Annotated in this window: 12 protein-coding genes and 1 pseudogene; 12 read left to right on the forward strand and 1 reads right to left on the reverse strand. The window is 70.8% G+C overall.

The genetic code is table 11. The features are described 5' to 3' along the window. Nucleotides 1–241 precede the first annotated feature (241 nt). On the forward strand, nucleotides 242–1123 hold the full coding sequence (locus tag ON36_RS05970; protein ID WP_043648676.1) for a haloalkane dehalogenase: 882 nt from the start codon (nucleotides 242–244) through the stop codon (nucleotides 1121–1123). Between the two features lie 17 nt (nucleotides 1124–1140). After that, nucleotides 1141–1983, forward strand: a complete 843-nt coding sequence (locus ON36_RS05975; RefSeq protein ID WP_043648705.1) for an RNA polymerase sigma factor — start codon at nucleotides 1141–1143, stop codon at nucleotides 1981–1983. Between the two features lie 7 nt (nucleotides 1984–1990). On the opposite strand, the gene ON36_RS05980 is transcribed toward ON36_RS05975, so the two are convergent. Next, a complete protein-coding gene (locus ON36_RS05980) occupies nucleotides 1991–2644 on the reverse strand; it encodes a phosphate signaling complex PhoU family protein (RefSeq protein ID WP_043648679.1) in 654 nt (217 codons plus the stop codon). A 103-nt stretch (nucleotides 2645–2747) separates the two neighbouring features. Between ON36_RS05980 and ON36_RS05985 the strand changes: the two genes are divergently transcribed. The 10 genes and pseudogenes from ON36_RS05985 to ON36_RS34565 all read left to right on the forward strand — a co-directional run. After that, the gene (locus tag ON36_RS05985; protein ID WP_043648708.1) at nucleotides 2748–3845 is read left to right on the forward strand and encodes a calcium:cation antiporter; all 1098 of its coding nucleotides are present in this window, start codon (nucleotides 2748–2750) and stop codon (nucleotides 3843–3845) included. Between the two features lie 198 nt (nucleotides 3846–4043). Continuing rightward, nucleotides 4044–4889 carry an MlaE family ABC transporter permease gene (locus ON36_RS05990; RefSeq protein WP_043648682.1) on the forward strand — a complete coding sequence of 282 codons (846 nt, stop codon included), beginning with the start codon at nucleotides 4044–4046 and terminating at the stop codon, nucleotides 4887–4889. After that, entirely contained in the window at nucleotides 4889–5755 is an 867-nt protein-coding gene (locus ON36_RS05995; protein ID WP_043648683.1) for an MlaE family ABC transporter permease, read from the forward strand. The genes ON36_RS05990 and ON36_RS05995 overlap by 1 nt, the downstream gene beginning before the upstream one ends. Nucleotides 5756–5758: 3 nt before the next feature. Then, nucleotides 5759–6793 (forward strand): MlaD family protein, encoded by a 1035-nt coding sequence (locus ON36_RS06000; RefSeq protein WP_043648710.1) that lies wholly within the window; start codon nucleotides 5759–5761, stop codon nucleotides 6791–6793. Next, nucleotides 6790–7794 (forward strand): MlaD family protein, encoded by a 1005-nt coding sequence (locus tag ON36_RS06005; protein ID WP_043648686.1) that lies wholly within the window; start codon nucleotides 6790–6792, stop codon nucleotides 7792–7794. The genes ON36_RS06000 and ON36_RS06005 overlap by 4 nt, the downstream gene beginning before the upstream one ends. Continuing rightward, nucleotides 7782–8801, forward strand: coding sequence for an MlaD family protein (locus ON36_RS06010; RefSeq protein WP_043648688.1), 1020 nt, complete (start codon nucleotides 7782–7784; stop codon nucleotides 8799–8801). The genes ON36_RS06005 and ON36_RS06010 overlap by 13 nt, the downstream gene beginning before the upstream one ends. Further along, the gene (locus tag ON36_RS06015; RefSeq protein WP_043648712.1) at nucleotides 8801–9898 is read left to right on the forward strand and encodes an MlaD family protein; all 1098 of its coding nucleotides are present in this window, start codon (nucleotides 8801–8803) and stop codon (nucleotides 9896–9898) included. Before ON36_RS06010 ends, ON36_RS06015 begins: the two co-directional genes overlap by 1 nt. Beyond that, nucleotides 9895–10953 carry an MlaD family protein gene (locus ON36_RS06020; protein WP_052313693.1) on the forward strand — a complete coding sequence of 353 codons (1059 nt, stop codon included), beginning with the start codon at nucleotides 9895–9897 and terminating at the stop codon, nucleotides 10951–10953. Before ON36_RS06015 ends, ON36_RS06020 begins: the two co-directional genes overlap by 4 nt. After that, entirely contained in the window at nucleotides 10950–11903 is a 954-nt protein-coding gene (locus ON36_RS06025) for an MlaD family protein (protein ID WP_043648691.1), read from the forward strand. Before ON36_RS06020 ends, ON36_RS06025 begins: the two co-directional genes overlap by 4 nt. 128 nt (nucleotides 11904–12031) lie before the next feature. Continuing rightward, nucleotides 12032–12484 (forward strand): annotated as a pseudogene (locus ON36_RS34565) (hypothetical protein); the annotation flags it as partial.

Below are 12484 nucleotides of genomic sequence, written 5' to 3' on the forward strand. Positions count from 1 at the left end.
ACATTCAACCGGCACAACCTATCGACCGAGGTCGGCTCCGTAACCGATTGTCCCGTATGAGGTTCGGCACAGGATAGGGCAAACCCGGAGCCAGGGAATAGCGTTCGGCTATCAGGCGAGGTCGCTCGGCGTTTCGCGCCCGTCGACGGGAGGTGACGCGGATCACATCGCGATCCTGTCCGGATCGGGCCGTCGCGCGCGTCCAACCGGATGACCGACACGGAACCGGAAGGACCAGATCATGCACACCGTCGACGTTCTCGACTCGTTCCTCGCCTACCACGACGCGGGTGCCGGCACCCGGCCCGTGGTGTTCCTGCAAAGCAACCCCACGAGTTCCCACCTCTGGCGCGACGTCCTGCCGCACGTCACCCCGCACGCCCGCTGCCTGGCGCCGGATCTCGTCGGGATGGGCGCCTCGGGCAAGCCGGACATCGCCTACCGCCTCGACGACCACGCCCGCTACCTCGACGCCTGGTTCGACGCGCTCGGCCTGGACGAGGTGGTGCTGGTCGGTCACGACTGGGGCGGCGCGCTGGCCATGGATTTCGGAGCCCGTCACCCCGGCAGGGTCGCCGGAATCGCGCTCGTCGAAACCTTTCTGCGCCCGCTGACCTACGCCGAGCTGCCCGAACGGGCCGCGCGGATGTTCCGGTTGTTCCGTTCCCCGGAGGGGGAGCGGGCGGTGCTGGAGGAGAACATGTTCATCGAATACAACCTGCCCACCCTGCTTCCGCACCTGCCCGAGGCCGATCTTGCCGTCTATCGCGCGCCGTATCCGACCCCGGCCTCGCGGGCGCCGATGCTGGCCTGGGCCAGGGAGTTCCCCCTCGAGGGCGAGCCCGCCGACGTGGTGGCGCGGATCGAGCGCTACGGCGCGTGGATGGCGGGGTCGGCGGGGGTGCCCAAGCTGTTGATGACCGTGGAACCGGCGATCGGGCTCGGCGGCGCCGCGGTGATCGACTGGGCCGCACGGACCTTCGCCGACCTCGTGGTCGAGCCGGTGGGCACCGGATCTCATCACGCGCCGGAGGACCGGCCCGAGGCCATCGGCCGGGCGGTGGCGCGCTGGCTGCGCGGGCACGCCCTCGTCGCGCCGGTCGCGCGGCGGACGGCGCCGTGACCGGGGACAATGGCCGGGTGACCACCGTGGACCCGGCCGAGCGCGACCTGGTGCGGCGCGCCGTCGACGGGGACCAGCGGGCGCTGACCGAGGTGGTGGAACGCCTGCGGGATCCCCTCTACCGGCTGGCGTTGCGGATGACGGGTCGTCCCGCCGACGCCGAGGACGCCGTCCAGGAGATCCTGGTCCGCGTGCTGACCCGGCTCTCCACCTGGCGCGCCGAGGCGGCGCTGACCACCTGGGCGTACCGGGTTGGCGCGAACTACCTGATCTCCCTGCACCGCCGGTCGGCGCAGGAGGAGGCGCGGCTCGGCCTCGACGATTTCGGCGCGGACCTGCGCGAGGGCCTGGCCGCGGCCGATCATCGCGGGCCCGAGGCCACGCTGCTGGCCGAGGAGGTCCGGCTGACCTGCACCCAGGCGATGCTGCAATGCCTGAGCCGGGAGGAGCGGGTGGCGTTCGTGCTGGTCGACCTGTTCGGGTTGTCGGCGGCCGACGCGGCCTGGGTGCTCGACATCACGCCGGAGGCGTTCCGGAAACGCGGGGAGCGGGCCAGGGCGCGGCTCGGCGCGTTCCTGCGCTCGTCGTGCGGTGTGGCCGAGCGGTCGGCGCCGTGCCGCTGCCGCCGCCGGATCCGCCGCGCCGTCGAGCTCGGCCGGATCGACCCGGCGGCGCCGGTGTACGCGCGGCACTCGGTCACGCCGGGCGGGCGCACGGTGGAAGAGGCCGCCGCGCAACTGGGTCGGCTGCGCGACGTGGCGGCGGTCATCGCGGCGCACCCGGATTACGCCGCGCCGGAGGACCGCGTCGCGGCGGTCACGCGGGTGCTGCGGTCGGGCCGGTTCCCGCTGCTGGACTGACCCGCGGTCAGTCGGGCATGGGACCGTCCTCGGGCGGGATGCCGGTGTCGAGGAAGTGGATCAGCCGGGCGATGCGCACGGTGTGGTCGGCGCAGCGCTGTAGCTGGCTGCCGAGGAGTGCGAGATCGACCGCGGCCCCGGTCGTCTGGTCGGCGCCGGGATCGGTCAGGACCGCGCGCAGCTCGGTGACCAGGGAATCCATGGTGGCCGAACCGGTTTCGTCGGCGTCGATGCGGCCGGTCGCCACGCCGCGCCCGATCCGCGCCACCGCGGCCGCGGCCAGCGTGCTCATGGCCAGCAGCACCGGCAGGACGGGTGCGGTCGCCACCGGCGCGGGGTGGGCCCGATAGACGTACTGCCCTGCGGTTTCCGCGCGCCTGCCGATCCGCGACAGTTCCCCGGCGATCTGGATCGCGGTCACCACGTGCCGGAGATCACGGGCGACCGGCGCCTGCAGCGCGAGCAGGGCCATCGTGCGCGATTCGCACGCGGCGAACATCTGCTGCAGCCGTTCGTCGAGCGCGAAAACCTCGTAGGTGGCGGCGAGATCGGCGCCGGCCAGCGCGTCGGTGAGACGCTGCGTGGCGTCGTGAGCAAGTCGCGCCATCGTTGTCAGGTCGTTCGACAAGGCGACGAGCTCGAGGGTGAACTGGGTCCGCACGGTCGTGAATTCTTCCCCATGACGGCGTCCCGCGGGAATCTCTCGGCCAGGCAAAATACGGTCAAATCGGACATCTGGGCCCGGGCCTGGGACGATGGTGATCATGATCCGCACTATGGCAACCAGATGGACGCTGTTCGTACCCGTGCTCGCCGCCCTCGTCCTGGCGGTGAGCTGGGGGCGTGACATCCCCGGAGTGGTGGTCGTGGTCGTGAGCGCGGCGCTGGTCGGCGCGGTCCTCGCCGCGGTGCAGCACGCCGAGACGGTGGCCCACCGCGTCGGCGAACCCTTCGGCTCGCTGCTGCTGGCGGTGGCCGTCACGGTGATCGAGGTCGCGCTGATCGTCACCATGATGATCTCCGGCGGGGAGAAGACGGCCTCGCTGGCCCGCGACACCGTCTTCGCCGCGGTGATGATCACCTGCAACGGCATCTTCGGTCTCGTGTTGCTGGTCGGCGCCCTGCGCAGGCGGATCGCGGTGTTCAACGCCGAGGGCACCGGCGCCGCGCTGGCCACCGTGGCGACCCTGTCCACGCTGAGCCTGGTCCTGCCCACGTTCACCACCAGCAAGCCGGGTCCGGAGTTCTCCCCGGCGCAGCTGGCCTTCGCGGCGGTGGCGTCGCTGCTGCTCTACGGCCTGTTCGTGATGGTGCAGACGGTCCGGCACCGGGACGACTTCCTGCCCGTGGAGGGCGACGGCGCGGTCGACGACGAGGACGGCGGCGACGGGCACGGCGTGCCGACCGCCCGGCAGGCGCTGGTGAGCCTGGCGCTGCTGCTGCTCGCGCTGGTGTGCGTGGTCGGGCTGGCCAAGGTGGTCTCGCCCGCGCTGGAGGACGGGATCGCGGCGGTCGGCCTGCCGCCCTCGGCGGTCGGTGTGGTCATCGCGATGCTGGTGCTGCTGCCGGAGACCCTGGCCGCGGTGAACGCCGCGCGCCGCGATCAGGTGCAGATCGGGCTGAATCTGTCGCTCGGTTCGGCGATGGCCAGTATCGGCCTGACCATCCCGGCGATCGCGGTGGCCTCCATCTGGCTCGACGGCCCGCTGGTGCTCGGCCTCGGCGCCACGCAGATGGTGTTGCTGGCGCTGACCATGCTGGTCGGCGTGCTGACCGTGGTGCCCGGCCGGGCAACCCTGCTGCAAAGCGGCGTTCACCTGGTGTTGTTCGGCTCGTTTGTGTTCCTCGCCGCAAGCCCCTAGGTCGCGTGGCGTGGATCACACGGCGAACAGGGTATGAATCAGAACAATTTCTAGGAGAGCAGCGTCACATAGTGCAAATTTGTTTGTGACGCAGAGTACCTATTACCTTGCTGGAGAAGGCACCGTTGCCGAAGCCAGAGAGTGCGGTATGAAAATCTCTTCGCCCCGCGCTTCGCTAGCAATTCCGGGACGACACTGATGTCGGCCGACTTGCGGACCGCGAAGCCCGATTCTGCGACCTCGATCATCCGGAAGAACTTCACCGACACCGTCGTGTCCTCGGTGCGGACTTTCGGTCGTGCCGTTTCGCTGGCCCAGGAATCGGTGACCGGTGCGGTATCCGACGCCGCGCGCGGGAAATTCCAATGGCGGGAAGCGGTGCTGCAGGCCTGGCGCCTGATCACCGTGACCGCCATTCCCGCGGTCCTCATGGCCATTCCGTTCGGCGTGATCGTCTCGATCCAGGTCGGCAATCTGATCCACAGCCTCGGCGCGGATTCCATGCTCGGCGCGACCGGCGGCCTCGGCGTGATCAAACAGGGCGCCCCGATCGCCACCGGCTTCCTGCTCGGCGGCGCGGGCGCGGCGGCCATCGCCGCCGACCTGGGCGCGCGCACCATCCGCGAGGAGATCGACGCGCTCAACACCATGGGCATCAGCCCCGTGCACCGCCTGGTCATCCCGCGTCTGGCCGCGATGCTGATCGTCGCGCCGATGCTCAACGTGCTGATCATCTTCGTCGGCGTCATCGCCGGCTACGCGGTCGCCGTCGGCGGGCAGGGCGTCACGCCCGGCAGCTACTGGTCGACCTTCGGCTCCTTCGCCACCGCGGGCGACGTGTGGGTCTCGCTGATCAAGGCCCTCATCTTCGGCTTCCTCGTCGTCGTCATCGCCTGCCAGCGCGGGCTGGAGGCCAAGGGCGGCCCGCGCGGCGTCGCCGACGCGGTCAACGCGGCCGTGGTGCTCTCGGTGGTGTCGATCGCGGTGGTCAACCTGCTGGCCACCCAGATCTCGGCCATGTTCCTCCCGACGAAGCTGGCGTGATGGCGACGACCTTCTACCTCCCGAAATCGCTGCAGTGGCTGCGCAAACCGGCCCGGGTCGGCAAGCGGGTCACCCATGCCGGCGAGTCCTTCGGCTTCGTCGCGGTCTTCGTCTGGCAGGTGCTGTCCTCGGTGCCGCTGACGCTCAAGCGCTATCGCGCCGAGACGCTGCGCGCGGTCACCGACATGACCTGGGGACGCGGCTCGATCATCGTCGGCGGCGGGACCGTGCCGATGATGATCGTGCTCGGCCTCGTCATGGGTGCCTCGGTCGGCGTCGAGTCCTTCGCCTCGCTGGACATGCTCGGCATGGGCCCGGTCACGGGCGTGATCTCGGCCTACGCCACCACCCGCGAACTGGCGCCCATCGCCGCGGCCATCGGCTTCGCCGCCCAGGCCGGCTGCCGCATCACCGCCGAGATCGGCTCGATGCGCATCTCCGAGGAGATCGACGCGATCGAGGCGCTCGGCCTGCGCTCGGTGCCGTTCGTGGTGACCACCCGCGTGATCGCGGGCGCCATCGCCATCGTGCCGACCTTCCTCATCGCGCTGATCCTGTCCTACGCGGCCTGCCGCGGCCTGCTGACCATGGTCTACGGGCAGTCGGCGGGCGTGTACGACCACTACTTCTTCCAGTTCGTGTCCGGGTTCGACATGATCGCCGCCGTCATCAAGGTCGCCGTGTTCGGCACCGTGGTGATCCTGGTGCACAGCTACTTCGGGTTCTTCGCCAAGGGCGGCCCCGAGGGTGTCGGCATCGCCTCGGGCCGCGCGGTCCGGGCCAGCTCGGTGACCATCGTCGCCGTCGACATGGTGCTGTCCATCGTGCTGTGGGGCTTCAACTCGGCGATCAGTTTCACGGGGTGAGTGATGCCTGACTACGGAATGCCCGGCGTGGTCGCGACCCGCCGGACCTCGAGCCGGACCGGCTGGATCATCCTCGCGCTGATCGCGGCCGTCGCGGTGTCGACCATCGTCTACCGGTCGGTGCGCACCGAGGACGGCCTGCGCGTCGCCCTGCACACCGAGCAGCTCGGCGACGGTATCGCCGCGGGCAGCCAGGTCCGCGTCGACGGCGTCACCGTCGGCACGGTCGACGCGGTCACCCCCGGTGAGCGCGGCACCCAGCAGATCGCGCTGGTCCTCGACGAGAGCCAGTTGCACGGCCTCGACGACAGCCTCGCCATCGACTACGCGCCGACCAACCTGTTCGGCATCGCCGAGATCGAGCTGCGGCGCGGCACCGGCGGCGCCCCGCTGCGCGAGGGCAGCGTGATCGACCTGACCGGCGACCACGCGGGCCGGGTCTACGACGCCACCATGAGCGCCATCCTGCGCAGCCTGTCGCAGGTCGGCATGACCGTCACCAGCCCGCAGATGGCCACGGTCATCTCCCAGCTGGCGTACGACTTCAAGTCCTTCACCCCGCTGGTGCAGGCGCTGATCACCGTCGCCACCATCGTGGCCGACAACCAGACGGTGCCGCCCTCGGAGCTCATGGGCAAGCTGGGTCCGGCCTTCGACGGCGGTGGGCAGTTCGCCGGCGCCACGATGCAGGTCATCGACGAATTGCGTGACATCCGCATCACCCAGGTCGACAAGGACCGCTACGACATCGGCGTCGGCGTGCTCAGCGGCTCGCTGCTGCCCGCCCTGTCGACCACGCTGACCACCACCGGAGGCTACCTGGCCGAGACCACCGACATGCTGGCCCCGGTCCTGCGCGCCCTCGCCCAGATGTCGCCGCGCCCGCAGGCGAGCGGCGCCGAGCTGGCGGCCCTGCTGGCGAACCTGCGCGGCGCGATGCCCGACGGCCCGGACGGTCCGGTGCTGAACCTCGACATCGAGTTGTCCGGCGTGCCCGCGATCGCGGTGCCGCTGTTCGGAAAGGCCGGTGCCCGATGAAGGTCGGTTCCGCCGCCTGGCGGCTCGGCGTGTTCGGCGTGGCCATGCTCGTCGTGCTCGCCATGGTGTTCACGCTGATCAAGCGGCCGGTCTCCGGCGACACCGAGGCCCACGACGTGCTGTTCACCGACGCCAACGGGCTCAAGGTGGGCAACGACGTGCGCATGTTCGGCGTGCAGGTCGGCAAGATCGAGAAGATCTCGCTCGAGGGCGACAAGGCCAAAGTCCATCTGACGGTGAAGAAGTCGACGCCGATCTACGACAACAGCAAACTGGCGATCCGCTACCAGAACCTCACCGGCCAGCGCTACGTCGACCTGCAGCAGGCGCCGAATCCCGGCGCGCGCATCCCCGACGGCGCCCGCATCGGCGCGAACATGACCCTGCCGTCCTTCGACGTGACCAGCCTGTTCAGCGGGCTCAAGCCGGTCCTGGCGACGCTGTCGCCGGAGGCGATCAACCAGTTCACCGCGAGCATGCTCGCCATCGTCGAGGGCGACGGCAGCGGACTCGGCCCGGCGCTGTCGGCGATCGAGGACCTGGCGAAGTACGCCGACAACCGGCAGGCCGTCATCGAGACGCTCATCCGCAACCTGTCGGTGCTCTCGGAACGGCACGGCGGCAAGGTCGGTCACCTGGTGCCGCTGCTGGCCCGGCTCACCGACATCTTCGAATCCATGCGGCGCAACATCGGCGGCGTCATCGACTTCGCCGCGACGGCCCCGTCGGTGCTGATCCCGATCGACCGGCTGCTGACCACCCTCGGCCTGGAGAAGGGCGGCAGCGCCGAGGTCGACGCCATGATCCGCTCGCTGTTCCCGAACACCGGGGAGGCGGTGGAGGTCTTCGGCAGGCTGCCGGGCCTGCTGGCCACCGTCGACGCGTCGATGCCGCGCACGCTCGCCGGCTTCCAGCCCACCTGCAGCCGCGGCACCGCCGAGGTGCCCGCCCCGCTGCAGGTGCTCATCGCCGGACAGAAGGTGACGATATGCAACGGGTGAGACTGCCCCGGCTCTTCGCCGGCGACCGTCCGATCATGGACGAGCCGAGCACCAAGCGCCGCGAACTGCGCATGGGCGTGATCGGGCTGACCCTGGTCGTGCTCGGCATGGTCGCCGCGGGCGTCGTCTACGTGGTGCCCTTCGGCAAGACCACCTACACCGCCGAACTCACCGAGGCGCAGTCGGTGCGCACCGGCGACGACGTGCGGCTGGCCGGTATCTCCGTCGGCGAGGTCACCTCGCTGGAACTGCGTCCCGACAAGGTCGTCATGCGGTTCACCGTGGACGACGACGTGTTCGTCGGCGACCAGACCTCCCTCGACGTGCGCATGCTCACCGTCGTCGGCGGCAACTACGTCGCCCTGTTCCCGGCCGGGTCCCGCCCGCTGGGCGACGCGGTGATCCCCGCCGACCGGATCCGCCTGCCCTACAGCCTGATCGAGACCTTCCAGGACGCGACCGCGCCGCTGGCCGCCACCGACGGCGACACCGTGCGCAAGAACCTGGCCGCCGCGAACGACGCGCTGACGACCTCCCCGGAGACCCTGCGCAACACCCTCGACACCGTGGGCACCTACGTCGACATGCTCGACCGCCAGCGCGGCCAGGTGTCGAAGTCGATCGCGATCCTCGACGAGTACATCACCATGTACGACGGCGCGAAGTCCGACCTCGGACGCCTCATGGACAACGTCAACGTCCTGGAGGACCTGCTGCTCGGCCGCCGCGCCGAACTGGCCGAGGCCGTCCGGGTGCTCACCGACGTGGTCAACCGGGTCGCCGGCCTCGCCCCGACCTGGGACTCCACCCTGAAGGGGCAGGCGCAGGCCCTCGCCGATGCGCTGCCGCGGGTCCGCGACGCGGCCGACCGGCTCGAACCGCTCATCGGCACCGTGCACAGCCTCCAGGACAAGCTGTCGGGCCTGGTCGTCCCGGATCAGGGTGTGGTGGTCGACAACTCGTCGGCGCCGCGGGTCTGCGTCCCGCTGCCCGGGAAGGCGTGCTGATGCTGAAGAAACTCCTCGCCAGCCAGGCCTTCATGTCCGTCGCGGGCGTCGGTGTGCTGGTCGCGCTGGTCATCGGCGGCTACTTCGTCGCCTTCGACCCGCTGAAGAAGACCGAGTCCTATTGCGCGATCATGCCCGACGCGATCGGCCTCTACCCGGGCAACCACGTGACCATGCGCGGCATCGACGTCGGCGAGGTCACCTCGATCCGCAACCAGGGCGCCACCGTGCGCGTGGATTTCGCGGTCGACGCCGACTACCCGGTCTACGCCGACGCCTCGGCGACCACGGTCGCGTTCTCGGTGGCCGCCGACCGCAACCTGGCCGTGCTCACCAGCGGCAAGGACCTGCGCGCCTGGCCCGCCGGTCAGTGCATCACCAAGACGCTGACCCCCAAGAGCATCACCGAGACGCTCACCGCGCTGGCGAGCCTGTCCGAGGAACTGTCCGGCGTCGAGGCCGGTCAGCCCAGCGCCATCGCCGACGGCCTGACCTCGATCGAGAAGGCCACCGCCGGAACCGGTCCGAAGGTCAACGAACTCATCCACAAGCTCGGGTCGGCCATGAACAAGCCCGACGCCGACATCGGCCACCTGGCCGGTCTCTTCGACGCCTTCGCCTCGGTGTCCAACCGGGTCGCCGCCAACTGGGGCGATCTGCAGTCGATGCTGGTGCGGCTGGCGCCGCTGCTCGAGATGTCGACCGACGACCTGCTGAACCCGGCGGTCGGGCTGTTCGACGGCCTCGGCGAGCTGCTGCCCATGCTCAACGACCTGATCACGATCGTCGGCGATCCGCTGCTCGCGTCGCTCGACGGCGCGGTGCCGCTGGTGAAGCTGCTGCGTGCCAACGTCGGGTCGCTGCGCGAGGTCGTGCTGGCCATGCCCGCGCTGGCCGGGGCGTTCCGCACGGTGAGCGCGCCGGGGGGCACCACGCTGACCTACGCGCCGCCGAAGGTGGCGCTGCCCGCCGGGGAGACCGACGCGGTGTGCGCCGCCATCGAGGGCGTCGTGCCCGGCGGCTGCCCCGACCCGGCCAAGGGCCTGACCGATCTGAATCTCGTCCAGGTGGTGCTGGGAATGGCAGGTGCCCGATGATGGTGCGGCGCAAGATGTTCCGGCGCGGCGTGCTCGCGCTGACGGTGACCGCCGGCCTGGCGGTGAGCGGTTGCGGGCTGGATCCCGCCGACGTGCCGGTGCCCGGCGCGGGCGTCTCCGGCCCGACCTACCGGGTCGCCATCGAGTTCTCCAGCGCGCTCAACCTGCCCTCGAAGTCGAAGGTCATCGCCAACGGCGCCGAGGTCGGCGTCGTCGACAAGGTGCGGGTGGTCCCGCCCGCCGAGGCGCCCGCGGGCCGCGGCGGCTACGTCGTCGTGGAAACCGAGATCCTGCAATCGGTCCGGCTGCCCGCGTCCTCGATCGCCGAGCTGCGTCAGGACACCATCCTGGGCGACATCCACGTCGCGCTGACCACCCCGCGCGACGGCTACGGCACCCTGCTGCACGACGGGTCGACCATCCCGGTCGAGCGCACCAAGCCGCCGGTCCAGCTCGAGGACACGATGGCGACCATGGCCCTGTTCGTCCAGGGCGGTGCGGTCGGCCAGCTCCAGGAGATGCTGGGCCGGATCAACTCGGTGCTGCCCACCGACCCGAAGGAGACCGCCCGGATCGCCGGGGTCATGGGCGCCGACGCCGCCGACCTGGCCGCCCACCTCGACCAGGTCGACCTGCTGGTGAACGGCCTCGCCGCCAACGCCGAGGTCATGGTCGGTATCGAGCGCGAACTCACCAACATCCTCACCCCCGAGGGCGTCCGGGCACTGACCGGCACGCAGGACTCGATCGCGAAGTACTTCGAGATCTTCCGTGCCCTCGGCCCGACCGGGCAGTCGCTGGCCTGGCTGGCGCCGCTGGCCCAGTCCGGCGACGCGGCCGCGATGGCGTTCGCGCCGCTGATCACCGGCGGCGGGTCGGCCACCAATCTCGCGGCCCTGACGGCGCTGCTGCGCGACAAGATCATCCCCTTCGCCGAGCGCGGGCCGAAGGTGAACGTGACCGGCGTCCGGGCGGACCCGGCCGCGACCATCTCCAACGAGGAACAGGCGCAGCAGATCGTCACGGCGCTGCGCATGATCGGAGCGGTGCGATGAAAGCCGGTGCGCTGGCCTCCCTGAGCGGCATCGCCGCCATCACCGTGCTCGGTGCGAGCTACCTGACCTTCGGCGTGGTGCGCGCCGACCCGTTCGCCGACTTCACCCACGCCTCGCTCCACCTGGAGAACTCCGCTGGCCTGGCCGTCGGCGCGCCGATCCTGCTGACCGGCATCGAGATCGGCAAGGTCACCGCGGTCACCGCCGCGCCCGACCGCGGCGTCGACGTCGACTTCCGCATCGGCGCCGACCACAAGGTGCCCACCAGCAGCGTCGTCACCGTCGAGCACCTCTCGGCGCTCGGCGAGGCGTACGTGCAGTTCGCGCCGCGCAGCGCCGACGGGCCCTACCTCAGCGACGGGCAGCGCCTGCGCACCGAGAACGTCCGCACGCCGCTGTCGATCCCGGAGGCCGCGCGCCTGGTCACCAAGACCGTCGACCAGCTGGACCCGGCCGTGGTCGGCTCGCTGGTCGACACCCTCGCCACCGCCATGGCGGGCACCGAGAACGTGGTCCCCGAACTGGCCCGCGGCGGTGACCTGCTCGCCGCCTCGATCATGTCGCGGTCGCCGCAGATCGCCGAGCTGCTGCGCAACTTCCAGTTCGTCGTCGGCGACATCGGCTGGGCAGGCCCCGCCACCTCGTCGGCGGCGCCCCAGTTCGTGCGGCTGAGCCGGGCGATCACCGACCTGACCGAGGCCATCGGCCGGGCGACCATCGACGACCCGCAGCGGTACCTGCGCGACGACGGTCTCGTGCCGTTCCTGGAACGGCTGAACACCGTGCTCGGCGAGATCGGTCCGGAGCTGCGGTCGATGCTGCCCGCGCTGCGGCCGCTGGCCGACGCCGCGGTCACCGCCGGTCCGCAGATCGACCTGAGCACGCTCATCACGCAGGCGCTGGAGAGCACCGACGCGGACGCGGTGAAGGTCAGGGTCGCGATCAAGTAAATTTCCGGCAACCCTTGAATATAGGTATAGCGGCTGGCCGGGGCATTTCGTCTCGGCCGGTCGGCGTTCGAGCAACCGTGCGGTAGCCTGCGGATCAGGGAGTCCCCGATCCGCGGTGAGGCGGTGTGATGACGACCCACAACAGCAGCGACGCCCCGCAACCGGGGCCGAGCAGGAACCGGGTGATCGCGATCGCGGCCGTACTGGCCGCGATCCTCGCGCTCGTCGTCGCCCTCGGGCTGATGATGCGGGCGGGCCAGGGCGACGATCAGCCGACCCGCGTCGACCAGGTCACCAACGGGCTCGCCGACGGCGGCGATCAACCGGTCGGCGTCCCGTTCGCGCCGCCGTGGCCGTCGCGCCGGGAGGGCGGGAACTGTTCGGCGGGCGGTATCGTCGCGCACTGGGTCGTCGGCGCCGACGGCGGCTGGACCTGCACCCCGACCCCGGCCGAGGCCGTCGCCCCGCCGCCTCCGCCCGCCCCCGAGCCAGCGCCCGCCCCGGCGCCGCCGCCCGCGCCCGCGCCGGTCGAGCAGGCGCCGCCGCCCGCGCCGGTCGAGGCGCCGCCGCCGGTCTACGAA

The sequence above is a fragment of the Nocardia thailandica NBRC 100428 genome, from assembly GCF_000308795.1.
Lineage (GTDB): Bacteria > Actinomycetota > Actinomycetes > Mycobacteriales > Mycobacteriaceae > Nocardia > Nocardia thailandica.